20 protein-coding genes are annotated in these 22,343 nt (G+C 64.5%); 10 read left to right on the top strand and 10 right to left on the bottom strand.

Annotated features, from left to right (window positions below; genetic code table 11):
• Positions 1–28: 28 nt before the first annotated feature.
• Both CXK91_RS15880 and CXK91_RS15875 read right to left on the bottom strand, forming a co-directional pair.
• Positions 29–1,402, bottom strand: a complete 1,374-nt coding sequence (locus tag CXK91_RS15880) for a DUF3482 domain-containing protein (protein ID WP_103457077.1) — start codon at positions 1,400–1,402, stop codon at positions 29–31.
• Positions 1,395–2,789 (bottom strand): DUF2868 domain-containing protein, encoded by a 1,395-nt coding sequence (locus CXK91_RS15875; RefSeq protein WP_103457076.1) that lies wholly within the window; start codon positions 2,787–2,789, stop codon positions 1,395–1,397. The genes CXK91_RS15880 and CXK91_RS15875 overlap by 8 nt, the downstream gene beginning before the upstream one ends.
• A gap of 227 nt (positions 2,790–3,016) precedes the next feature.
• Here CXK91_RS15875 and CXK91_RS15870 point away from each other — a divergent pair, with 227 nt between their 5' ends.
• Entirely contained in the window at positions 3,017–3,253 is a 237-nt protein-coding gene (locus tag CXK91_RS15870) for a DUF4282 domain-containing protein (RefSeq protein WP_103457075.1), read from the top strand.
• A gap of 43 nt (positions 3,254–3,296) precedes the next feature.
• On the opposite strand, the gene CXK91_RS15865 is transcribed toward CXK91_RS15870, so the two are convergent.
• Positions 3,297–4,412 (bottom strand): glycerophosphodiester phosphodiesterase, encoded by a 1,116-nt coding sequence (locus CXK91_RS15865; RefSeq protein WP_103457074.1) that lies wholly within the window; start codon positions 4,410–4,412, stop codon positions 3,297–3,299.
• 186 nt (positions 4,413–4,598) lie between these two features.
• Between CXK91_RS15865 and folA the strand changes: the two genes are divergently transcribed.
• Positions 4,599–5,117 carry a type 3 dihydrofolate reductase gene (gene folA, locus CXK91_RS15860; protein ID WP_103457073.1) on the top strand — a complete coding sequence of 173 codons (519 nt, stop codon included), beginning with the start codon at positions 4,599–4,601 and terminating at the stop codon, positions 5,115–5,117.
• Between the two features lie 87 nt (positions 5,118–5,204).
• Positions 5,205–5,852, top strand: a complete 648-nt coding sequence (locus CXK91_RS15855; protein ID WP_103457072.1) for a YitT family protein — start codon at positions 5,205–5,207, stop codon at positions 5,850–5,852.
• Here CXK91_RS15855 and CXK91_RS15850 read toward each other — a convergent pair.
• Positions 5,845–6,300 (bottom strand): metallophosphoesterase family protein, encoded by a 456-nt coding sequence (locus CXK91_RS15850; RefSeq protein ID WP_103457071.1) that lies wholly within the window; start codon positions 6,298–6,300, stop codon positions 5,845–5,847. The genes CXK91_RS15855 and CXK91_RS15850 overlap by 8 nt on opposite strands.
• Positions 6,301–6,398: 98 nt before the next feature.
• Here CXK91_RS15850 and CXK91_RS15845 point away from each other — a divergent pair, with 98 nt between their 5' ends.
• Positions 6,399–7,517, top strand: coding sequence for an NAD(P)/FAD-dependent oxidoreductase (locus CXK91_RS15845; protein ID WP_103457070.1), 1,119 nt, complete (start codon positions 6,399–6,401; stop codon positions 7,515–7,517).
• On the opposite strand, the gene CXK91_RS15840 is transcribed toward CXK91_RS15845, so the two are convergent.
• Positions 7,518–8,906 (bottom strand): uracil-xanthine permease family protein, encoded by a 1,389-nt coding sequence (locus tag CXK91_RS15840; RefSeq protein WP_103457069.1) that lies wholly within the window; start codon positions 8,904–8,906, stop codon positions 7,518–7,520.
• Positions 8,907–9,186: 280 nt separating this feature from the next.
• On the opposite strand from CXK91_RS15840, the gene CXK91_RS15835 reads away from it, so the two are divergent.
• Positions 9,187–10,920, top strand: a complete 1,734-nt coding sequence (locus tag CXK91_RS15835; protein WP_103457068.1) for a DUF4153 domain-containing protein — start codon at positions 9,187–9,189, stop codon at positions 10,918–10,920.
• 50 nt (positions 10,921–10,970) lie between these two features.
• On the opposite strand, the gene ilvD is transcribed toward CXK91_RS15835, so the two are convergent.
• Positions 10,971–12,809 carry a dihydroxy-acid dehydratase gene (ilvD, locus tag CXK91_RS15830; RefSeq protein WP_103457067.1) on the bottom strand — a complete coding sequence of 613 codons (1,839 nt, stop codon included), beginning with the start codon at positions 12,807–12,809 and terminating at the stop codon, positions 10,971–10,973.
• A gap of 503 nt (positions 12,810–13,312) precedes the next feature.
• Between ilvD and CXK91_RS15825 the strand changes: the two genes are divergently transcribed.
• Positions 13,313–14,161, top strand: a complete 849-nt coding sequence (locus CXK91_RS15825) for an alpha/beta hydrolase (protein ID WP_103457066.1) — start codon at positions 13,313–13,315, stop codon at positions 14,159–14,161.
• Between the two features lie 51 nt (positions 14,162–14,212).
• Here CXK91_RS15825 and CXK91_RS15820 read toward each other — a convergent pair whose 3' ends face one another.
• Together CXK91_RS15820 and CXK91_RS15815 are read right to left on the bottom strand one after the other, a co-directional pair.
• On the bottom strand, positions 14,213–15,409 hold the full coding sequence (locus CXK91_RS15820; protein ID WP_103457065.1) for a class I SAM-dependent rRNA methyltransferase: 1,197 nt from the start codon (positions 15,407–15,409) through the stop codon (positions 14,213–14,215).
• Positions 15,410–15,513: 104 nt separating this feature from the next.
• Complete coding sequence (locus CXK91_RS15815) at positions 15,514–16,053, bottom strand: type 1 glutamine amidotransferase domain-containing protein (RefSeq protein ID WP_103457064.1); 540 nt, start codon at positions 16,051–16,053, stop codon at positions 15,514–15,516.
• Positions 16,054–16,183: 130 nt separating this feature from the next.
• Between CXK91_RS15815 and CXK91_RS15810 the strand changes: the two genes are divergently transcribed.
• The 4 genes from CXK91_RS15810 (at position 16,184) to CXK91_RS15795 (ending at position 20,307) form a co-directional block, all read left to right on the top strand.
• Positions 16,184–17,050, top strand: a complete 867-nt coding sequence (locus tag CXK91_RS15810; protein ID WP_103457063.1) for an HDOD domain-containing protein — start codon at positions 16,184–16,186, stop codon at positions 17,048–17,050.
• A gap of 57 nt (positions 17,051–17,107) precedes the next feature.
• Positions 17,108–17,920 (top strand): bifunctional DNA-formamidopyrimidine glycosylase/DNA-(apurinic or apyrimidinic site) lyase, encoded by an 813-nt coding sequence (gene mutM, locus CXK91_RS15805; protein WP_103457062.1) that lies wholly within the window; start codon positions 17,108–17,110, stop codon positions 17,918–17,920.
• 106 nt (positions 17,921–18,026) lie between these two features.
• A complete protein-coding gene (locus CXK91_RS15800) occupies positions 18,027–18,368 on the top strand; it encodes a multidrug transporter (RefSeq protein ID WP_103457061.1) in 342 nt (113 codons plus the stop codon).
• Positions 18,369–18,519: 151 nt separating this feature from the next.
• Entirely contained in the window at positions 18,520–20,307 is a 1,788-nt protein-coding gene (locus CXK91_RS15795) for a Na/Pi cotransporter family protein (protein ID WP_423834020.1), read from the top strand.
• Here the strand turns inward: CXK91_RS15795 and ggt are convergent.
• Both ggt and CXK91_RS15785 read right to left on the bottom strand, forming a co-directional pair.
• The gene (ggt, locus tag CXK91_RS15790; protein WP_103457059.1) at positions 20,291–22,024 is read right to left on the bottom strand and encodes a gamma-glutamyltransferase; all 1,734 of its coding nucleotides are present in this window, start codon (positions 22,022–22,024) and stop codon (positions 20,291–20,293) included. The two genes, CXK91_RS15795 and ggt, sit on opposite strands and share 17 nt — an antisense overlap.
• Positions 22,024–22,275, bottom strand: coding sequence for a YfhL family 4Fe-4S dicluster ferredoxin (locus CXK91_RS15785; RefSeq protein ID WP_003282787.1), 252 nt, complete (start codon positions 22,273–22,275; stop codon positions 22,024–22,026). The genes ggt and CXK91_RS15785 overlap by 1 nt, the downstream gene beginning before the upstream one ends.
• Positions 22,276–22,343 lie beyond the last annotated feature (68 nt).

Raw genomic sequence — 22,343 nt, 5'->3', positions numbered from 1 at the left:
GCGTACCCGGGCGAAGCCAGAAGGCTGGTCAGCTCTGCCGCAGTTCGGCCTGCAGCTCATCCAATGCCGCTTGGCGCTCGACGTCCTGCAGGCGGGCACCGGGGTTGAGTGATGACCACTCGGGATGCGCACGGCAGCGTTGCAACGCTTCTGGCAGCTTGCCTTCACGCCAGCTCTGGTCCTGCGGCGTCGCCAGGCGGATGGCCTCGGTCGCAGCGTGCCCGCGGCTGGCGAGCACGGCTAGCAGTTGCCGCTGGCGCAAGGCGAGCAGGCGCAGCACGGCATCATCGACAGTGAGTTCACGCTGGCCCTTGAGCTTGCCCAGCAGGCGATTGCCGTAGTGCCGGGCGGTCTGCGCACCACCACCAGCGATGGCGCCGAGCAGGGCTGCCGCGCCGAGGGTGATGCCACCGACCATCAGATCGACCCCGGCGCCGGCGGCCGCGCCCGCAGCCATGCCGCTGCCAATCTTCACACCCAGCTGCTTGAGGGTTTCCGGGTTGAACAGGTCGTCGCCCCAGCGCCCATCGAGCAGAGGCAGATCACTGGCCGCTGCCTGCTCCTTGCGGAAGGCGTACAGGCGCAGCAGCGCATCAACGCCGCGCTGCTCGCGGCCGCGCACGGCGTCGTGCAATTCACGTATGGCGCCGCGCTCCAGCTCGGGTTGTGCGGCCACGCTGCGCCGGCAGGCGGCGACGTCCACCAGCAGTTCGGCAATCAGCCGCTGGCCGCTGACCAGGCGCGCGGCGGCCTGGGCTTCATGGTCCTCGATCAACCGCTGCAGCTTGGGCCGCGCCTGTTCCAGCAGCAGCGCCAGGCTTTCGTACAGCCGGCGCTCGCCGTCGACTGGCGGCGCCACACTATCGAAGCGCACCAGCGCATGCAGGCCCAGACGAGCCAGCGCCTGACGCCATTCCTCCTCACGGTGCCCGGGTTGGGCGACGAAATTGAGCACTGGCAACAGCGGCTTGCCACAGCCGGCGAGCACCGCCAGCTCGTCCTTGTACTTGGCCAGTACCGGCTCACGGGCGTCGATCACGTAGAGTCCGGCATCGCTGGCCAGCAGCTGGCGCAGCACCTTGGCTTCCTGTTCGAAACGCTGGCGCGCCTCGCTGCCGCCGAGAAAGCGGGCGGTGCGCGCCGGGCCATCGAGGCGTTCGCCGGGTCGATCTACGCGCTCGAGGTAGTCGAGCAAGGCGATGGCGTCTTCCAGGCCTGGTGTGTCGTACAGCTCCAGCAGTGCCTCGCCGTCCACCGACAGTCGGGCACCTTCGACATGGCGGGTGGTACTTGGGCGGTGCGATACCTCGCCAAAGCCACTGTCGCGGGTCAGGGTGCGCAGCAGCGAGGTCTTGCCGACATTGGTGTGGCCGACCACGGCGAGCTTAAGGGCTTCAGTCATGTCCGCTCTCCAGCCAGCTCAGCGGTGCGCAACTGGAGTGGGGCAGGCCCAGGGTCTCCAGAGCCTGATGCCAGTCATCCAGACGCGCGCTGTCCAGTGCCTCGCCTGGTGGTGCCTGCAGCAGCCAGACACGGGTCGCCGCTGCACAGCGCGACAGTTCGCCGATCAACGCCAGGGTGCCGCGGTCCGGCGAGCGCCGGGGATCGCAGGCGATGGCCAGGCGCGCCGGTGGAAAGCGGGTGAGCTGATCGAGCAGGCGCCGGCGCCCCTCACGGTCGTCGAGGATGCCGGCATCGGCGACGGTGTTGGGCAACGGCGGTGGCCAAGTGCGACTGCCGTCCAGCTCGATGGCCACCAGCACGGCGCCAGCGCTGCCTTCGAGCTGAGCACCAGCGGTGGGCGCGTGCAGCTGGGCCGGAGCCGCATCGCGAACGCCGAGGCGTTCACTCGGTGGCTGCAGGCGCTCGCGCAGCAGGCGATAGGTCGGCAGACTCAAGTCGAGCGTCAAGGCTGCACGACCGTGGCGCCAGCGCAACAGACTGAACCCGGCGAGCAGCAGCCGTGGCAGAAGACCGTAGATCAGCAGCACGCCGACCAGCCAGCCGGCCCAACGTTGCCGGGCACCTTCCAGATCGCCACCGAGCGCGCCACTAGCTCGGATCTGCTCGATGTCCGGCACGCTGAAACCGAGCGCCGCTGGCAGCGCACCCAGGGTCTGGGTCAGGCCTACGAAAGCGCTTTCGCCGAGAATTGTGGTCTCCCAGACGAAGCCATAACGCCGCGTCGCCAGCAGTGCCAGTAGTGTCAGCAGCGCGCTGCCCATCGCCAGCAGCCACAAGCCATGCACGCCGACGCCAAGCAGCCAGCGGCCTAGTCGATGCCGGTGCAGGATGCTCAGCAAGGCCGGTGCCAGTTGCGCCGCGCGGGCATCACGAGCGAGCTTTTCGCTGAGCCAGAGCCATAGCCGCCCCAGTGCACCACCGCTGTCACTAGCGAGGAGCAGGCCGAGCAGCCAGCCGAGCAGGGTTAGCAGATTAAGCCCGAGCAGGCTGCCGAGCGCCCAGAACACATTGACCGGCCGCTGTCCGTCACCCAGTGCGGCGAAGGCCAGGCCGGCGCCGGTGAAAACCGCGAGCAGCGCCAGCACAAACGCGCCCAGACGTGCGCCCTGGCGCCAGTGCAGGAGCGCTTCGACCAAGCCATCACGGCGGGCCAGCCAGAGCGCGCGCTGTTCGATCAGTGCCGGCAGGTCGCCGCCTTGGGCGCGGGCCTGGCGGTTGGCTTCGTCATCCTCCAGCGGCCCGGCATGCTCTTCGCGCAGGCGCACGGCTTCGGTCAGCCAAAGGCGATCAAGGGAGGTGAGGGCGGGTAACTGAAGATCGGTCACGCGTCATCTCGTGGCAAGGCGAAGACCTGAGCATACCCGCCGAGACAGGCGCGGGGGAATTGCGCTGCTGCTCGATCTCGCTACCGCTGGGTTGGATGTCGCCGCGCAGACGGCTAGAATCCGCGCCCCGATCACTATCGGGCGGCCTAGAGCCGTTTCATTTGCCATGGACGAGGCAAAAGACGCTGTCACCTCGGCCAGCCATCCTGCCAACGAAAAGGAATTCCATGAAAGACCTGTTTTTCTTCGACGCCATGCTCACCCCGAAAATCATCACGCTGATCTACTGGCTCGGCCTGGCTTCGGTTGTCGTCGGATTTGTCGTCGCGCTGTTTTCCGGTGCCATCTGGCAGGCACTGGGCATCCTAATATTCGGCTCGATCGGCACCCGCGTATGGTGCGAACTGCTGATCGTGCTATTCAAGATCCACGAAAACCTGCAGAAGCTCGCCAGCAAGGCGTAATCGAACGGGCGGTCATCACGACCGCCCGTTTCGTTTCCGGCCGTCAGTCTGCGTTGCGCAGGCGCACGGCGATGTCCGGCTGGTCGATGAACAGCCCATCGATACCGGCGTCGAGGAAGGCGCGAATCTCCGCTTCGCTGTCACCGCGCTCATAGCGCTTGTCGCTGCTGCGCAGGTTGGCTGGCAGGAAGGCGTTTTCCGCGCGGAAGGTGTAGGGGTGGACCTTGAGGCCCACGGCGTGGGCGGCGGCGACGAAGCCGGTCGGCGTGCCGAGATTGCCGTTGGCATCACGCGGGATGATGTAGCTCTTCTCCGGGCCGACTCCGGCGGCGTAGCGGGAGATGTCCTTGAGCCCTGCCGGCGTTGCCATCTGCGCGTAGGTCAGCTTGCTGCCGCGTACCTGCTGATCATACGGCTGCCCCGAGCTGAACAGCTGCACCAGGCGCAGCTGGGTGAGCCGGCTGAGGGTCTTGAGGTTGTCCACCTCGAACGACTGGATATACACCGGCGCCTGCCGACCGACATAGCCGTTGCGGGTGAGGATGCGCACCAGCGGCTTTTCCATCGCCAGGCCAAGCTGCTGGAAGTGCGTCGGGTGTTTGGTTTCCGGATACAGGCCGATGCGCCGACCCTGGCTCAGTTGCAGGGTTTTCACCAGGTCGATGATCTCCTGCAGGGTCGGAATTTCCAGGCTACCGTCGAGGCGGGCGTTGCCCGGACGGATATCCGGGATGCGCTCGATGGCGCGCAGGGTCTTCAGTTCGGCGAGGGTGAAATCTTCGCTGAACCAGCCGGTGAGGGTGACCCCATCGACCTGCTGGGTGCGCTTGCGATCGGCGAACTCGGGGCGCTGGGAGATGTCGGTGGTCAGACCCAGCTCATTGTCGTGGCGGGCGACGATCTGCCCGTCGCGAGTCATCACCAGGTCCGGCTCGATGTAGTCGGCACCCTGGAATACTGCCAGCGCATAGGCGGCCAGGGTGTGTTCCGGGACATAACCACTGGCGCCGCGATGGGCGATCACCAGCGGCGATGGCTCACCACGCGCGGCCTGGTGTTTCGCGGCGTGTTCATCCGGGGCGGCAAAGCCGGCCAGTGGGAGCAGCAGGCTGCAGGCGGTCAGCCAGCGGCGAAGGGAAGCGGTGGTCTTGCGGGCCATTTCGGCATCTCCTCGGGTTGGAAGGTCACAGCCTGAGCCAGTTGCATGACCGGACTTTGACGTTTCGCCACCATGTTCGTTTCAGCTAGATGAAGGTGACGAACGGCTGACGTGGCGATTGTTATTGCGCGGCTATGAAGGCGACGACGCTGCAGGAAGATGCGGCGCTCTGATATTCTCGCGGCCATGAATCAGACCCGTCTTCCCCTCGCCATGATCGCCGCGCTCGCGCAGAACCGCGTGATCGGCCTCGACAACCGCATGCCCTGGCACCTGCCCGCCGATCTCAAGCATTTCAAGGCCATGACCCTCGGCAAACCGATCATCATGGGCCGCAAGACTTGGGATTCGCTCGGCCGCCCGCTGCCGGGTCGGCTCAACCTGGTGGTCAGTCGCCAGGCGGATCTGCAGCTAGACGGCGCGGAAACCTTCACCGACCTGGACGCCGCGCTAGTGCGTGCCGAGCAGTGGGCGCGCGAGCAGGGCGTCGACGAGCTGATGCTGATCGGCGGCGCGCAGCTGTACGCCCAGGCGTTGGGGCAGGCGCAGCGGCTGTACCTCACGCGAATCGATGCCGCTCCCGAAGGCGATGCGTTCTTTCCAGCCTTCGACGAGGCCGAGTGGCAGTGCGTTGACAGCCAGCCGCATCCGGCCGACGGCGATGCCCCCGCCTACTGTTTCGAGACTTGGCAAAAACATAGCTGACCGGCACCCTCTTCGCTTGATCGGCGCCAAATCCTTAACGGGCCGCAGCTTCTATGCTGGCCCGTCGCTGTCGTAACGAGAAATCCCATGCAACCTGACAAATCCGACGCCCCGGAAGCCGAGCGCGTTGCCGCGATCTTCGTCCGTCACCCGCTGTGGGAGGACGGCCTGGCCCTGCTCACCGGCACCGCCCTGGTCGCCCTCGGCATTGCCTTCTACAGCCATGCCGGACTGCTCACGGGTGGCACCGTAGGGTTGGCGTTCCTGCTCAAGTACCTGCTCGACTGGTCGTTCGGTCCGGCATTTTTCCTGCTCAATCTGCCGTTCTATGGGCTGGCGATCTGGCGTATGGGCTGGCAGTTCACCCTGCGCACCGTCTGCGCGGTGGGGCTGGTCTCGCTGTTTGCCGAGCTGACCCCGCAATGGATGCGCTTCGCCGAACTGAACGTGGTCTACGCTGCGGTGTTTGGTGGTTTCGCCATTGGCGTCGGCCTGCTGATCCTGTTCCGCCATCGCGCCAGTCTTGGCGGCGTGAACATCCTTGCGCTGTTCCTGCAGGAGCGCTTCGGTGTGCGCGCCGGCACCTTTCAGATGGGTATCGACTCGCTGATCGTGCTGGCTGCCGTGTTTGTCGTTCCTGCGGACAAGGTGATGCTGTCGGTGCTCGGCGCCGTGGCGCTGAACCTGGTGCTGGCAATCAACCACCGCGCCGATCGCTACATGGGCGTCAGCTGAGTGTGATCAGCTCGACCTGCGCACCACCGTCGTTCAACTCCAGCAGCGCCAGGCTGATCGGCAGGCTGAAACGCCGCGGACCAGCGCTGCCCGGATTGATGTAAAGCACGCCATCGCGCCGCTCGACCTTGGGTTTGTGCGAGTGGCCGGCGATCACCACGTCGATGCCGGCGGCAAGCGGGTCGATATCCAGCTGCTTGAGGTCGTGCAGCACGTGCAGCGTTAGGCCGCCAAGACGCAGATCCAGCCGCTCTGGGAATGGCTGCGCCCAGTCAGCCGTATCGATATTGCCGCGAATGGCTTCCAGCGGTGCGATGGCGCGCAGTCCGTCGAGCACCTCCGGCTTGCCGATGTCGCCGGCGTGAATGATCTGCTCGCAACCCTGCAGCGCCGACAGTGCCTCGGGGCGGAGCAGGCCGTGGGTGTCGGAGATCAGACCGATGCGCATGTCGGGTTTCCTTCAGAAAACGTTGATAGATCATCCGACTCTTGGCCGGCATCCGAGGTTGCGGCAGGCTTGGACGTGTTCGGGTCGAGGAGTCTGGCATGGATCGAGTGGATTGCGTGGTGGTGGGCGCTGGCGTGGTTGGGCTGGCGGTGGCGCGCGCGTTGGCGCTGGCCGGGCGTGAGGTACTGGTGCTGGAAGCCGAGGCGGCCTTCGGCACCGCCACCAGTGCACGCAACAGCGAGGTCATCCATGCCGGCATCTACTACCCTCAGGGCTCGCTCAAGGGCCGGCTGTGCGTCGCCGGGCGGCGATTGCTGTACGACTTCTGCGAGAGCCACGGCGTGGCCCATCGACGTTGCGGCAAGCTGATCGTCGCCACCGACGAGGCCCAGCTGGGCGCACTGGAGCAGCTGCAGCGGCACGCGCAGGCCAATGGTGTTGATGACCTGCAGCGTCTCGACCGTAGCGAGGTGCTGGCCTTGGAGCCGCAGGTGCAAGCCGTGGCCGGACTATTCTCACCAAGTACCGGGATCGTCGATAGCCACGCGCTGATGCTGGCGCTGTTGGGAGATGCCGAGCGGCATGGCGCGGTGCTGGCGCTGAATACGCCGGTAGAAGGCATTGCCGTCACTTCCGAAGGCTTGCATGTTCATATCGGCGGCGCCGATCCGCTGGAGCTGCTGGCGCGAACAGTCATCAACTGTGCCGGCCATGGTGCCCCGGCATTGGCGACGCGCACCCAACACCTGAGCGAAGCTGCGCGGCCGCGGCAATACTTCGCCAAGGGCAGTTACTTCAGCCAGACCGGGCGCACGCCCTTCCGCCATCTGGTCTATCCACTTCCCGAGCCCGGCGGGCTGGGCGTGCACCTGACGCTGGATCTCGGCGGTCAGGCGCGTTTCGGCCCGGACGTGGAGTGGGTCGACGGCCTCGATTACACGATGGATGAGAGCCGCGCGGAGCGTTTCTACGCCGCGATTCGGCGTTACTGGCCGGGATTGCCCGATGGTGCGCTGCAGCCGGCATACACCGGCATTCGCCCGAAGATCAGCGGCCCCGGCGAGCAGGCAGCGGACTTCTGCATCGATGGGCCAGCGGAGCATGGCATCGCTGGGCTGGTGAACCTGTTCGGCATCGAATCGCCAGGGCTTACCGCGGCCCTGGCGATCGCCGATGAGGTCTGCCGGCGCCTCGCTGAGGGTGCTCGCGCCGGTTGATCAGGCCGGGTCCTGCTCCGAGACTGCCGGCGACTCAGGCAGGAACCAGTTCATCACCAGGGCGCAGATGCCGCCGGTGGCTACGCCTGATTCCAGCACGTTGCGCAGTGCTACTGGCAGATTGGCAAGGAACTCCGGCACCTGAGAAAAGCCCAGGCCCAGCGCCAGCGAGACCGAAATGATCAGCAGCGCGCGGCGGTCCAGCCTGATGCCCGCGAGGATGTTGATGCCCGCAGCCGCCACCGCGCCGAACATCACGATCGCGGCGCCGCCGAGCACCGGCTCGGGCACCGCCTGCAGCACGCCGGCAACCGCCGGGAAAAGCCCAAGGATCACCAGCATTACCGCGATCCACATGCCGACGTAGCGGCTGGCAATTCCGGTGAGCTGGATGATGCCGTTGTTCTGGGCGAATACCGAACTGGGGAAGGTATTGAAGAAACCCGCCAGCAGCGAGTTGGCGCCGTTGACCAAGACGCCGCCCTTGATGCGCTGCATCCACAGTGGGCCTTCAACCGGTTGGCGCGAGAGCTTGCTGGTGGCGGTGATATCGCCGATGGCTTCGAGCGACGTGACCAGATAGATCACCACCATGGGGATGAACAGACTCCAGGAGAAACCGAGGCCAAAGTGCAGCGGCATCGGGATCTCGAACAGCTCGGCTTCGTGCATGCCGGTGAAATTCAGGCGTCCCAGCCAGGCCGACAGCGCATAACCGATGCCCAGCGCGATGATGATGGCGCAGCTGCGCATCCACTGCACCGGCAGCCGGTTGAGCACGACGATGGCCGCCAGTACCACACCAGACAGCAGCAGGTTTTCGCGGCTCGCAAAAGTACCGTCGCCCATGGCCGCGTAGCCGCCGCCCATGCTGATCAGGCCGACCTTGATCAGCGTCAGGCCGATCATCAGCACGACGATGCCGGTCACCAGCGGCGTTATCAGCCGCTTGATGAACGGCAGCACGCGGGAGACGCCCATCTCGATAAAGGACCCGGCAATCACCACGCCGAAGATCGCCGCCATCACGCCTTCGACCGGCGTGCCCTGCTTAACCATCAGTACGCCGCCGGCGATCAGCGGGCCGACGAAATTGAAGCTGGTGCCCTGCACGATCAGCAGCCCGGCGCCGAGCGGGCCGAAGCGCTTGCATTGAACAAAGGTGGCGATGCCGGAAATCACCAGCGACATGGAGACGATGATGTTGGTGTCACGGGGCGATACACCGATCGCCTGACAGATCAGCAGACCAGGCGTGACGATCGGGACGATGATCGCCAGCAGATGCTGCAGCGCGGCGAGAAAGGCGATCCAGGGGCGGGGCCGATCGTCGAGGCCGTAGACCAGATCGTTACGAGGCTCTTCGGGGGAGGACTTCAGCGCGCTCATGGCATGCTCCAAAAAAGAGCGCGATTCTACGTGGCGCCGTCGATGGGGCACAGCTGAACCCGTCGAATGATGCAGCGGGCCTGATATCCGTGGAGCAGGGCGCCCCGGTCTCGTATCCGGTCACAGCCCGATGGGAAGCGCATTGCGGCGGCCGGAGGCGCCTTACATACTCGGTCGCTGTCGTGCCCCCATCGGCACAGCACGGCGTGTTGATATTCCGATGTTGCAACCGCATCACCCGCGCCTGACCGCGCTGTCACGAATTCCTGAAGGAACAACCATGCAACTAGCAATTGAACAGCGACCTCTGATGGTTTATCTGGCGGTGGGTCTGCTGCAGGGCCTGACGTTATGGATGGCCAGCGAGAGCTGGCCGCATGGGATTATCTGGCGGTCTCTCTGCTCGGCCTTGATCGTGCTGGTTGTGGTGGGGGGCTGGCAGCTGCAGATGCTCTGGGGACAATTGCGCGAGGCGGAGCGGTGGAAGCTGCTGCTTCCTGCGATTCTGTTGCCCGCGGCGCTGGCGGCGTGGCTCGCGGTTCAGTTCGATCAGCCCCGCTGGTATTACTTCGATGAAACGACCGGCACGCTGTTGCTTTGGAGCCAGCTGGCGCTCGCCTACATCCTCACGCCATTCATCCAGGCGCGGGACTCTGCTCATAGCTGGCGCTTCGACTACAGCGCGCTTTATCGGAACGCCTGGAACAACGGCTTGCTGTTGTTCATGGCGTTCGTAATGCTCGGGGTCTTCTGGCTGCTGATCTGGCTCTGGGCGGGCCTGTTCAGCATGCTCGGGGTTGATCAGTTCAAGCGGCTGTTCAGTTCGTCCGGCTTCGTCTGGGTGGCCAGCGCTACGGTGATCGCCGCCGGGCTGCGCATCGGGCAGGAGCGTGGCCAAGTCATCGATGCGCTGCGCAACGTGCTGCAGGCCATGTGTCGTTTTCTGCTGCCGTTGACGGTGGTGATCCTGCTGCTGTTCGTGGTCTTCCTGCCGTTCACTGGCCTAGCTCCGCTCTGGGCGACACGCCACGCGACGCCGATCCTGCTGGCGTTGGTGTTCGCGCATATCGCGCTGCTCAATGGTGTTGTGCAGGACGGGCTGCAGGCTGCCCATTACCCACGGCCCTTGCGCCTGCTAGCCGACGCCAGCTCGCTGTGCCTGCCGCTGCTGGCCGGGCTCGCGATGCATGCGCTGTGGCTGCGTATCGATCAGTACGGGCTGACCCCGGATCGCGTATTGGCTGCGCTCCTGGCGCTGGTAGCGCTGGTCCATGGCCTTGCACTGGTGAGGGCGGTGCTCCGGCGTGATCCCGCCTGGCTGAGCGGGCTTCGGCAGAGCAACCCGCCTCTGGCGCTGTTCGCCGCATGCCTGCTGGTGCTGATGCATGTGCCGATGCTGAGCCCGCTGCAACTGAGCGCGGCGAATCAGTACCAGCGGCTGCTCGATACCACGCTGCCAGCCGAACGAACCGATCTCGGCGCGCTGCGCTTTCAGCTGGGTGAGCCTGGGCGGCGATATCTGCAAGTGCTGCGTGAGGAGCTGGGCAAGCCTTGGGAGGACGAAGCGCTGCGCATACGACTGCAGGCCGATCTGCAGCGACTGGATGGCGCGGAGCACTACTGGGCCTGGACGCGGGAGCAGGAAGTGGCTGCCGCACCGCCAGTGCCCTGGATTGGGGAACCAGTGGCGGATGACGACGGATCACTGGCGCGTGCGGTCAATTATCAGGGGTGCGTAGACAAGTGCCGATTGTTCGCTGTGGATCTGGACCGGGACGGCCAATCCGAGGTGCTGCTACTTCGCGCCGAGCCGTGGGTGGTGCCGGTGTTCGGGCAGGCTGCTGCGGGGAGCTGGGACAGGATTGGTCAGCTACGCGTCACTGCAGGCGTGCTCCCGGACAGCGACGTGCTCAGCGAGATTTTGCAGCGCAGTGACTTCGAGTTGGTCGCGCCACGATTCAATGCGATCGAGATCGATGGCGTTCGCCTGGAACCGGCCATCGGCGAGCCATGAAAAAGCCCGACGCGATGGTCGGGCTTTCTACGTCGCAATAAACCGAACGATCAGCCGTCCAGCATCGCCTTGTTGCGCACCGCGCCTTTGTCGGCGCTGGTGGCGAGCAGGGCGTAGGCCTTGAGCGCCGTAGTCACCTTACGGGCGCGCGGCTGGGCGGGCTTCCAGCCTTTCTTGTCCTGCTCGATACGGCGGTGGGACAGCTCTTCATCGCTGACCTGCAGCTGGATGCTGCGGTTGGGGATGTCGATCAGCACCTTGTCGCCGTCCTGTACCAGACCGATGGCGCCGCCCGCAGCCGCTTCCGGCGAAGCATGGCCGATGGACAGGCCCGAGGTTCCACCGGAGAAGCGGCCGTCGGTGAGCAGGGCGCAATCCTTGCCCAGGCCCTTGGACTTCAGGTACGAGGTTGGATAGAGCATTTCCTGCATGCCTGGGCCGCCTTTCGGACCTTCATAGCGAATGATGACGATGTCGCCAGCCTTCACTTCGTCGTTGAGGATGCCCTTCACGGCGCTGTCCTGGCTTTCGAAGATCTTGGCGGTCCCTTCGAACACGTGGATGGACTCGTCCACGCCAGCGGTCTTCACCACGCAGCCATCGATGGCGATGTTGCCGTAGAGCACGGCGAGGCCGCCTTCCTGGGAATAGGCATGCTCGACGCTGCGGATGCAGCCTTCGGCGCGGTCCAGGTCCAGGGTGTCCCAGCGGGTCGACTGGCTGAATGCCGTCTGCGTCGGAATGCCGGCCGGGCCTGCCTTGAAGAAGGTGTGTACTGCTTCGTCCTGGGTCTGGGTAATGTCCCATTGGGCGATGCCTTCAGCAAGCGTCCGGCTGTGCACGGTGGGCACGTCGGTGTGCAACAGGCCGCCACGGGCCAGCTCACCCAGAATGGAAAAGATACCACCGGCGCGGTGCACGTCTTCCATGTGGTACTTCTGGATGTTCGGCGCAACCTTGCACAGCTGCGGCACCTTGCGTGACAGGGCATCAATGGCGCGCAGGTCGAAATCGACCTCGGCTTCCTGAGCGGCGGCCAGCAGGTGAAGAATGGTGTTGGTCGAGCCACCCATGGCGATATCCAGGGTCATGGCGTTCTCGAACGCCTTACGGCTGGCAATGTTGCGCGGCAGAACGGATTCGTCGCCCTCGCCGTAATAGCGCTGGCAGAGCTCGACGATGGTGCGGCCGGCGCGCAGGAACAGCTGCTCGCGGTCGCTGTGCGTGGCGAGTGTCGAACCGTTGCCGGGCAGGGCTAGCCCTAGGGCTTCGGCCAGGCAGTTCATCGAGTTCGCAGTGAACATGCCGGAGCAGCTGCCGCACGTCGGGCAGGCGCTGCGCTCGTATTCGGCGACTTTTTCGTCGGAAGCGCTTTCATCGGCAGCGATGACCATGGCGTCGACCAGATCCAGGCCGTGGCTGGCCAGCTTGGTCTTGCCGGCTTCCATCGGGCCGCCGGAGACGAACACTACCGGGATATTCAGGCGCAGGGCGGCCATCAGCATGCCGGGGGTGATCTTGTCGCAATTGGAGATGCAGACGATGGCATCGGCGCAGTGCGCGTTGACCATGTACTCCACCGAGTCGGCGATGATCTCGCGCGATGGCAGCGAATAGAGCATGCCATCGTGGCCCATGGCGATGCCGTCATCGACCGCGATGGTGTTGAATTCCTTGGCGACGCCGCCGGCCTTTTCGATCTCACGGGCGACCAGCTGGCCCAAGTCTTTCAGGTGCACGTGGCCGGGCACGAACTGGGTGAAAGAGTTGGAAATGGCGATGATCGGCTTCTTGAAGTCTTCGTCCTTCATGCCGGTGGCACGCCACAGCGCGCGGGCACCGGCCATGTTGCGGCCGTGCGTGGATGTTTTCGAGCGGTAATCGGGCATGACGGTTCCTGCGGCTGATCAGGTAAGCAAAGGTATGCGTATGGTGAGCAACGCCTGTGCCGGATGCAACGGAGGGTGACCGCGCGTTCGGAAGGGGCCGGGTCGAGGCGGGTAGACGCTCGTAGGGCCTGGGCTCAGTGTTCGCCGTGTGGTGAATGGCGACATATCACCGATTCTACGCACGTTCCGGTGCTCGGGCCAGGCGGGACGATTGCCGGTTCTGCGCTACCCCGCGTGCTAGCTGGCCGGCGCTGCTGGCGATGCCGTTCACCCCGCCGTTGCGTGCCCTCGAGGGGCATCGACCGCTGGTCCGCTCGCCTGGCGAGCAGGCATCTGCTCGCTAGAGTCCAACCCCGACCGTTGCGCTGGCAAGCGCACCTTTTCTCTCGTGCCGTTGACCAACGAGCGGTCGCCTCACCATGCGTGCCTGTTTTACGCATTAGCGGGCTGCGGTCGGACGGTGGGTGTCCTTCTATACCAACGATAAGAATTGAGGAACGCAGATGCACAAGATCTCACTTCGATACCTCGGCGCTGCCGCTTTGCTGGTTATATCCACCAGCGCGATGGCCGCTCCCTTGCCGGACACGCCCGGGACGCCATTCCCATCGGCTTCGAGCTTCGATAACTCCGGCCCATATGCGGTCAGTAGCCAGAGCGAAGGGCCTAACTGCCGCGTCTACCGGCCGCGCACGCTCGGTCAGAACGGCGTCAGGCACCCGATCATCCTCTGGGGTAACGGCACCGGCACCGGGCCGACGGCCTATTCCGGGTTGCTGACCCACTGGGCCAGTCACGGTTTTGTGGTCGCTGCCGCGGAAACCTCCAACGCCGGCACCGGGCGAGACATGCTCGCCTGTCTTGACTACCTGGTGCAGGAAAGCAACCGCACCTACGGTACCTATGTCGGTGTGCTGAACACCGGACGTGTCGCGACCTCAGGGCATTCCCAGGGTGGCGGCGGGTCGATCATGGCCGGGCAGGATGACCGTGTGCGGGTCACCGCGCCGATCCAGCCCTATACCATCGGTCTCGGACACAACCCGGCTTCACAGCGCAATCAGCGCGGGCCAATGTTCCTGATGTCGGGCGGTGCTGACACCATAGCCATTCCTTATCTGAATGCGCAGCCGGCCTATTCCCGCGTCAATGTGCCGATCTTCTGGGGTGAACGGCGCTATGTCAGCCATTTTGAGCCGGTGGGTAATGGCGGTGAGTATCGCGGGCCGACGACCGCCTGGTTCCGTTATCACCTGATGGACGACGAGAGTGCGCGCAGCACCTTCTACGGGCGACTCTGCCGCTTGTGCAGCAGCCTGCTCTGGAGCGTGGAGCGCAAGGGCATCGAGTAAGGGCAGGTGAGCGCAAGGCGGTCCGCCGCCTTGCGCACTGCGGATGGAGAATCAGCTATTGGGCAGGATGCGGCAGGTCAGGCTCTTGATGTAGCGGGTCTCCGGAATCGCCGGGTGCACCGGATGATCCGGGCCCTGGGCGCCGCGTTCGAGCAATTGGATGTTGCGGTCCAGATGCCGGGCGCTGCCGAGCAGGATGTTCTGCAGGTTGTCTTCTTCCAGATGCATCGAGCAGCTGGCGCTGACCAGAATGCCGTCCTTGTTCAGTAGACGCATGGCGGCTTCGTTGAGGCGGCGGTAAGCACCTTCACCGTTCTTGATGTCCTTCTTGCGCTTGATGAACGCTGGCGGGTCGGTGATGACCACGTCGAAGCGTTCTTCGGCGTTCTTCAGTTCCTTCATCGCCTCGAAGGCATCGCCTTCCACGCAGGTCATCTTCTCGGCCACGCCATTGAGTGCGGCATTGCGCTCGACGCCGTCCAGGGCGAAGGCTGAAGCGTCGACGCAGAACACTTCACTGGCGCCGAAGGCCGCGGCCTGTACGCCCCAGCCGCCGATGTAGCTGAACAGGTCGAGCACGCGTTTGCCCTTCACGTAGGGCGCCAGGCGCGCGCGGTTCATGCGGTGGTCGTAGAACCAGCCGGTCTTTTGGCCTTGCAGCACCGGAGCCTCGAACTTCACGCCGTTCTCTTCCAGCGCGACCCATTCCGGGACCACGCCGAACGCAGTATCGACGTACCGCTCCAGGCCCTCCGCGTCGCGGGCGCTGGAGTCATTCTTCCACAGCACGCCGCGCGGCTTGAGCACCTGCACCAGGGCTTCGAGCACGGCATCCTTGTTGCGCTCCATGGTGGCCGAAGCCAGCTGCACCACCAGATGGTCGTGGAAGCGGTCCACCACCAGGCCCGGCAGCAGGTCGGAATCACCGTATATCAGGCGGTAGCACGGCTGATCGAACAGGCGATCACGCAGCGATAGCGCGACCTGGATGCGATGCACCAGCAGCGACTTGTCCAGGCTGTGCTTGAGATCGCGCGACAGCAGGCGAGCGCAGATCAGGTTGTTTGGCGACACCCCGACGATACCCAGCGGTTTGCCGCCGGCTGCTTCGAGCACGGCCTGATCCCCGGCTACGAAGCCGGCCAGCGGCGTAGCCGCGGTGTCAACTTCGTTGCTGTAGACCCACAGATGACCAGCGCGCAGGCGGCGATCGGCGTTGGCTTTGAGGCGCAGGCTGGGCAGGGTCATCGGCGGGGCTCCGGGAAAAAGACGGGCATTCTAAACGAGCGGCAGGCCACGCGCGCCGGCGCTGCTGGAAAATCCTCGCAACGCCTGTCGCGCCTGTCGTCGGATCAAGCGGACAACGCCTCGATCAGCGCTTGGCTGAATGCCGGAATGTCATCGGGCTTGCGGCTGCTGATCAGTTGGCCATCCACCACCACCTGTTCGTCGACCCACTCGGCCCCGGCATTCTTCAGGTCGTCGGTCAGCGACGGCCAGCTGGTCATGCGCTTGCCCTTGACCAGGCCGGCGGATATCAGCAGCCAGCCACCGTGGCAGATCACCGCGATCGGCTTTTTCGCGCCCGCGGCGTCGCGGACCAGCTTTTGCGCGGTTTCGTCGGTGCGAATGGTGTCGGAATTGACCACCCCGCCAGGCAGCAGCAGGGCGTCGTAGTCATTAACGTTCAGATCGGCGAATGTCCTGTCTACATGGAACTTCCCTGCCGGAGTGGTGTGGTTCCAGCCCGTCACTTCGCCGTTTTTAGCGGAAACGATTTCGACGGTTGCTCCCGCATTCTCCAGCGCGTCCTTGGGGCCGGTCAGCTCCACTTGCTCGAAGCCGTCGGTGACCAGGATTGCCACGCGCTTGCCGTTGAGGGATTGGGTCATGGGCATGCCTCCGTCTGTCTAGTTGGTCGCCTCGCGGAATGCGAGTCACTTGAAATGGGACCCGAATCTCAGCCAAAGTTCGCCCTTTCGTGCCGATGGCACTTTGCCCTCTCTTCGAGTTCCCCCTTTCATGGCTGTCGAACTTTCCGCCGAACAGATCCGCCGGGTACTGCAAGGCATCAGCGTACCGCCGCAACCCCAGATCATGGTCGACCTGCAGATGGAGCAGGTCATGCCGATACCCGATCTTAAGGCCATTGCCCGGCTGATCAGCCAGGACCCAGGCCTATCCGGGGCGTTGCTCAAGCTGGTCAACTCCCCGCATTTCGGCCTCGCCAATCGCATCGCCTCCATTCAGCAGGCAGTGAACCTGCTGGGCTGCAACTCAGTGATCAATCTGATCAACGCGCAGTCGATCAAAGGCGAGATGAGTGACGAGACCATCGTCACCCTCAGTCGCTTCTGGGACAGTGCGCAGGATGTGGCCATGGCCTGCCTGACGCTGGCCAAGCGCATCGGCTACCAGTCGCCGGACGAGGCGTACACCCTGGGGTTGTTCCACAACTGCGGCATTCCGTTGATGCTCAAACGCTTCCCCGGTTACATGGGTGTGCTGGAAGAAGCTTATGCCAGCGCTGGCGACGAACAGCGCATCGTCGATATCGAGAACCGCGTGCTCAGCACCAACCACGCGGTGGTCGGCTACTTCACCGCCAAGTCGTGGAATCTGCCGCTGTACCTGTGTGACGCCATCGCCAATCATCACAACGCGCTGTCACTGTTTTCCGACGATTCCGGGCGCGATGCGCCGATCAAGACGCTGCTGGCGATCCTGAAGATGGCAGAACATATCTGCGCCTGCCATCGGGTGCTCGGGGCGCAATCGGACGATCACGAGTGGGAGGGCATTTCGCAGCTGGTCCTCGAATACGTCGGGCTCTCGGAATATGATTTCGTCTGCCTCAAGGAAAGCATCCGCGAGCTGGGCGTGGGCTGACGCTCCGCCACTGGCCTGTTAAGGTCGGCATCCCTTCGCTGTCTCCAATGTCCTGCCATGCCCGAACTTCCAGAAGTTGAAACTACCCGCCGTGGCATCGAACCGCATCTGCTCGGTCAGCGCGTCAGCCGGGTGCTGGTGCGCGACCGGCGCTTGCGCTGGCCGATTCCGGAGGATCTGGATGTGCGTCTCTCCGGCCAGCGCATCGAGGCGGTCGAGCGGCGCGCCAAGTACCTGCTGATCAAGGCCGAGACGGGTACGCTGATCGTTCACCTGGGCATGTCCGGCAGCCTGCGGCTAGTGGAGGCGACGGTGCCGGCGGCCAAGCATGAGCACGTCGATATCCTGCTGGAGTCCGGCCAGGCGCTGCGCTACACCGACCCGCGGCGTTTCGGCGCGATGCTCTGGAGCGACGAACCGCTCGCCCATGTGCTGCTCGCCAGCCTAGGCCCCGAGCCGCTGGGCGAGGATTTCGACGGCGATCGGCTGTACCGGCTGTCCCGCGGCCGCAGCATGGCGGTCAAGCCGTTCATCATGGACAACGCGGTGGTGGTGGGTGTCGGCAATATTTATGCGAGCGAGGCGCTGTTCGCCGCCGGAATCGACCCGCGGCGGCCGGCCGGAAGCATCTCGCGAGCGCGTTACCTCAAGCTGGGCGAGGAAATCCGGCGGATACTGGCGATGGCCATCGAGCGCGGTGGCACCACTTTGCGTGATTTCGTGGGTGGCGACGGCAAGCCGGGTTACTTCCAGCAGGAATTGTTCGTTTATGGACGCAGCGGTGAGTTCTGCAAAAATTGCGGCACCACCTTGCGCGAGACCCGCCTCGGTCAGCGTGCCAGCGTTTATTGTCACCGTTGCCAGCGCTGAGGCCATCGCAACTGCGCGGGCGTTCACGCCCAGCATGCCCCGGCCACTGCTATAGTGCCCGCTACAACTAAAATTGCCGCGTTTCGCACAGCTGAAGGACCACACCATGAAACTGTTCCGCTCCACCGCTGTTGTCTTGGCTCTGACCACCGGCCTGCTGGCAATGCCGGCGTATGCGGAGTCGGTTCCGCAGAATGTCAGTGGCGACCCGATGTATACCGTCGAGGCGCCGAAGGCCTTCTCCATGGTTGGTGATCTAGTGATTGCCCGGCCGCTACTGATCGCCGCTACTGCTATCGGCGCAGGCGTATTTGTCGTCAGCCTGCCTTTCACCGCGCTGGGCGGCAACGTCGGCGAAGCTGGCAAGGCATTGGTCGTCGAGCCGGGCAAGGCTGCCTTCGTCCGCTGCCTGGGCTGCACCACCAGCGGTTACGGCGCGCAGCATTGATCGGCATCATCTGCACCGCGGCTGACCGGGCCTGAGCCTTCCGGTCGCGGTGCCGCTGCAGTAGGCTTCGCCTCCCATTCCCCGCGCCGCGAAGCCTTTCTCCTTGAACAGCCGCTACTTCAAGATTGTTCTGCCCATTGCGGGCGTGCTGATGCTGTCCTGGTCGTTCTGGGCCAGTGACGGCTGGCTCGAACTCTGCGCAGGACTTGCACTGTTCCTGTTCGGTATGCAGTGCCTAGAAGAGGGGCTGCGCCAACTGGCGGGTAGCAAGCTCGAACAACTGCTGGCGCGCAGTACCGCAACGCCGCTCAAGGGCCTGCTGTTCGGCATGAGCGGCACGATGCTGCTGCAATCCAGCACACTCGTTTCGTTGCTTACGATTGCCTTCATCAGTACCGGCCTGATCAAGCTAGCTGGCGGCATTGCGATTTTGTTCGGTGCCAATCTGGGCTCCACGACGGGTATTTGGTTGCTGGCGCTGGCCGGGCAGAATGTAAGCCTGAGTCCGCTGGCCCTGCCGCTGCTGGTATTCGGAGTGCTGGCCAGCTTCACCGGTGAAAAGGGCAAGGCGGCCGGCAGAATCGTGCTTGGCATCGCATTCATCTTCCTCGGCATCGATCAGATCAAGACCGGCTTTTCCAGCTTCGGCGGCATGGACTTGTCGCAATACCATGCCGGGGGCCTGGCGGGGCAGTTGATGTTCGTGGCGATCGGGCTGTTCGCCACGGTGGTACTGCAGTCCAGCCATGCCACGTTGATGCTCACACTGACCGCCTTGGCCTCCGGACAGCTCGATCTTGCCCAGGCTTTGGCGACTGCAATCGGTGCGAATGTCGGGACGAGCGTTACCACGGCCTTTGTCGGTTCGCTCGGCGGCAACCGCAGTGGCCAGCGCCTGGCATTGGCCCATGTGCTGTTCAACGTGACCACCGCAGTACTGGCTATTGCGCTGCTGGTGCCGTTGGCCTGGCTGGTGCAGTGGTTGGTGACTCCGCTTGGTCTGGGAGAAAACCGGCTGATTCAGCTGGCGCTGTTCCATACGCTGTTCAACGGAATGGGCGTGCTGCTGTTCTGGCCATGGCAGACGCAATTGGCGAATCTGCTGCTGCGTGTACTGCCTGAGCGCATCGAGCCGGCGGTGCTGATCACCGAGTTGGCGCCGGCGCGACCGGAGGAACTGACTCACGCACGCTACTTGAGCGATCGCGCGCTGGACTCGGCTGATGCCGCCGCGAGCGCCGTGGCGCAGGAGCTGCAGCATCTGGCGCGCCTGAGCCTGGAAGTGATCTGCCATGCTACCTATCTGCCGGTGAACCAGCTGCGCCAGCAGGGCACTATCGACGAGACGCTGATCAGGTCCAAGCCCGACGCCCAGGCGCTCGATGCCGAGCGGCTGTATCAGCGACACATCAAAGGTGTGTACTCCGATCTGCTGACTTTTATGGGCCGTCTGGACCTGCCGCTGGATGAAAGCCACCAGGCGTTCTGGCTGAACTGCCAGGTCGCGGCGCTGCAGCTTGTGGATGCAGTCAAGGATGCCAAGCACCTGCAGAAAAACCTCGGGCACTACCTGCGCACCGACGAATCCGCCGCGCGCCAAGCCTATGTGGAGCTGCGTCGTCACCTGCTCGAGTCACTGCGGGAGATTCGTGCGCTCAACCATTCGGAGCTGCCCGATGAACTCTGGCGTGAGCGCTTGAACTGGCTGGACGAGCGCGCAGCGCAGTTCGATGCCGACTTCCGCCGCCGGCTGTTCGAGTCGATCCGCAACCACAAGTTGGACGGATTGCAGAGCAGCTCGCTGATGAATGATCTGGGCTACGCCAGCCGTATCATCCAGAGCCTGCGCAATGCCTTGCTGCTCGGCGAGGGCCATGAACTGACGCGGCAGCTGCGTCAGCTCGCCGAGGATGAAGGGCCGGTCATTCTGCAGCTCTAACCGGAGCCCGTGGCGCGGGCACTTTCAATGCCTGGCCTATGCCACGCGGATCGCTGGCCGCCTCGACCGCCCCGCTTGGCTTGTGCCAGTAGAGCACCTGCTGATTGCCATAATCGCGATCGATCAGCTTGGGCTGGTGGCCACGCTCGCGCAGGGCAGCGAGCTGCGCTGGGGTGAATGCTTCGGCCTCGTACTGCAGCACGTCCGGCAGGTACTGGTGGTGGTAGCGCGGCGCCGCCGGCCAGGCCTGAACCGGCTCGCCATCCAGGTACGACAGCGCCGAAAGCAGCACCATGCTGGGGATGCGGCTACCGCCGGGCGTGCCGAAGGCGGCGAACTCTTCACGGCTTTCGATGAAGGTCGGGCTCATGCTCGACAGAGGGCGCTTGCCACCGGAAATCGCATTGGCGCTGCTACCTTCCAGGCCATAGGCATTACTGCCGTCGATGTCGGCGGCGAAGTCATCCATCTCGTCGTTGAGCAGCACACCGGTGCCGGGCACGGTGAAGGCGGCGCCGAACATCATGTTCAGCGATAACGTCGCGGCCACCGCATTGCCTTCGGCATCGATCACCGCGAAGTGGGTGGTGTGTTCGCCCTCGCGCCAGCGCGGCGCGGGCGGCAGCGCGCTGCTGGGTGTGGCCTGCTCGGGGTCGATGGAGCCAGCTAGCTGGCTGAGATATTGGTCGGACAGCAGGTGCGCGAGCGGCGACGCAACGAAATCCGGGTCACCCAGCAGCCCGCGGTCGCGGTAGGCGCGGCGTAGCGCCTCGACCACCAGATGACTGCGTTGCAGCGGTTCGGCATCGCGCCAGGACAGACGTTCGAGAATGCCCAGGCTCTGCGCGAGAATCATGCCGCCAGCCGAGGGCGGCGGCGCGCCGATCAGCTCGTGGCCATCGGCGAGAGCGAAGCGCAGTGGCTCACGTTCCACGGTGTGGTAGTCGGCCAGATCCTTCATGGACCAGATACCGCCGGTTGCGCGCACCCCTTGCACCAGCTTTTCTGCAAGCTCGCCACGGTAGAAACCGTCATGGCCGTGGCTGGCGAGGCGCTCCAGGGTCTTGGCAAGTTCCGGCTGGCGCAGCAGATGACCTTCGGCCGGCAGCTCGCCGCCATCGAGGAACAGGCGCGCGCTTTCGGGATCGTCACGCAGCGCGGCGAGGCGCCAGCCGGCACGCTGGCGATACACCGCATCCACTGCAAAGCCTTCGCGGGCCAGGGCAATGGCCGGGGCGAGAGTGGTCTTCAGCGGTAGACGGCCGCGCTTTTCGGCGAGTTCGACCAGCGCGGCCGGTGTGCCAGGAATCGCCGCGGCCAGCGGGCCGTTCAAAGAAAGCTCGCGTTTAACCCTGCCATCGCGCAGGTACATGTCCGGCGTAGCAGCCGCGGGCGCTCGCTCACGGGCGTCGAGAAAGGTGTGGCGGACGGAGTCACCGGCTTCGCGCAGCAGAAAGAAGCCGCCGCCGCCGAGCCCGGAACCGTATGGCTCGACCACCGCCAGTGCGGCGCTGACCGCGACGGTGGCATCGAAGGCATTGCCGCCGGCTTCGAGGATGTGCCGGCCGACTTCACTGGCCAGCGGATGAGCCGTGGCGACTGCGCCGTTGGCAAGGGGGTTGCCGTGGGCCGAGCAGGCCAGTAACAGGAGCGCGGCGAGCCAGCCTTGGAGACCCTTGAGCAGGGTGGTTCGTCGGGTCTGTCGCCGCAGAAGCATCACGCCTTGCCGGTGATGATCATGTACTTCTGCATCAGCTCGTCCTTGCTCTCGACATTGGTTTCGTCGAGGGGGATGCAGTCAACCGGGCACACCTGCTGGCACTGCGGTTCGTCATAGTGGCCGACGCATTCGGTGCAGAGGTTGGGGTCGATGACGTAGATTTCCTCGCCTTGGGAAATGGCGCTGTTCGGGCACTCCGGCTCGCACACATCGCAGTTGATGCAGTCATCGGTGATTTTCAGGGACATCCAGCGAACTCCTGCCGTGGCTCGAACCACGGCACAGCAATATTACGACCGGGCAATTGTGCCGCATC

It is taken from the genome of Stutzerimonas stutzeri, from assembly GCF_002909485.1.
GTDB lineage: Bacteria > Pseudomonadota > Gammaproteobacteria > Pseudomonadales > Pseudomonadaceae > Stutzerimonas > Stutzerimonas stutzeri_AH.
This window is presented reverse-complemented; position numbering and strand designations above follow the sequence as displayed.

Bases quoted from the DNA above. Each gene is read 5' to 3' on its own strand.
- CXK91_RS15880 (WP_103457077.1), bottom strand. From the start codon at position 1,402: ATGACTGAAGCCCTTAAGCTCGCCGTGGTCGGCCACACCAATGTCGGC.
- CXK91_RS15870 (WP_103457075.1), top strand. From the start codon at position 3,017: ATGAAAGACCTGTTTTTCTTCGACGCCATGCTCACCCCGAAAATCATC.
- CXK91_RS15865 (WP_103457074.1), bottom strand. From the start codon at position 4,412: ATGGCCCGCAAGACCACCGCTTCCCTTCGCCGCTGGCTGACCGCCTGC.
- folA (WP_103457073.1), top strand. From the start codon at position 4,599: ATGAATCAGACCCGTCTTCCCCTCGCCATGATCGCCGCGCTCGCGCAG.
- CXK91_RS15855 (WP_103457072.1), top strand. From the start codon at position 5,205: ATGCAACCTGACAAATCCGACGCCCCGGAAGCCGAGCGCGTTGCCGCG.
- CXK91_RS15850 (WP_103457071.1), bottom strand. From the start codon at position 6,300: ATGCGCATCGGTCTGATCTCCGACACCCACGGCCTGCTCCGCCCCGAG.
- CXK91_RS15845 (WP_103457070.1), top strand. From the start codon at position 6,399: ATGGATCGAGTGGATTGCGTGGTGGTGGGCGCTGGCGTGGTTGGGCTG.
- CXK91_RS15840 (WP_103457069.1), bottom strand. From the start codon at position 8,906: ATGAGCGCGCTGAAGTCCTCCCCCGAAGAGCCTCGTAACGATCTGGTC.
- CXK91_RS15835 (WP_103457068.1), top strand. From the start codon at position 9,187: ATGCAACTAGCAATTGAACAGCGACCTCTGATGGTTTATCTGGCGGTG.
- ilvD (WP_103457067.1), bottom strand. From the start codon at position 12,809: ATGCCCGATTACCGCTCGAAAACATCCACGCACGGCCGCAACATGGCC.
- CXK91_RS15825 (WP_103457066.1), top strand. From the start codon at position 13,313: ATGCACAAGATCTCACTTCGATACCTCGGCGCTGCCGCTTTGCTGGTT.
- CXK91_RS15820 (WP_103457065.1), bottom strand. From the start codon at position 15,409: ATGACCCTGCCCAGCCTGCGCCTCAAAGCCAACGCCGATCGCCGCCTG.
- CXK91_RS15815 (WP_103457064.1), bottom strand. From the start codon at position 16,053: ATGACCCAATCCCTCAACGGCAAGCGCGTGGCAATCCTGGTCACCGAC.
- CXK91_RS15810 (WP_103457063.1), top strand. From the start codon at position 16,184: ATGGCTGTCGAACTTTCCGCCGAACAGATCCGCCGGGTACTGCAAGGC.
- mutM (WP_103457062.1), top strand. From the start codon at position 17,108: ATGCCCGAACTTCCAGAAGTTGAAACTACCCGCCGTGGCATCGAACCG.
- CXK91_RS15800 (WP_103457061.1), top strand. From the start codon at position 18,027: ATGAAACTGTTCCGCTCCACCGCTGTTGTCTTGGCTCTGACCACCGGC.
- CXK91_RS15795 (WP_423834020.1), top strand. From the start codon at position 18,520: ATGCTGTCCTGGTCGTTCTGGGCCAGTGACGGCTGGCTCGAACTCTGC.
- ggt (WP_103457059.1), bottom strand. From the start codon at position 22,024: ATGCTTCTGCGGCGACAGACCCGACGAACCACCCTGCTCAAGGGTCTC.
- CXK91_RS15785 (WP_003282787.1), bottom strand. From the start codon at position 22,275: ATGTCCCTGAAAATCACCGATGACTGCATCAACTGCGATGTGTGCGAG.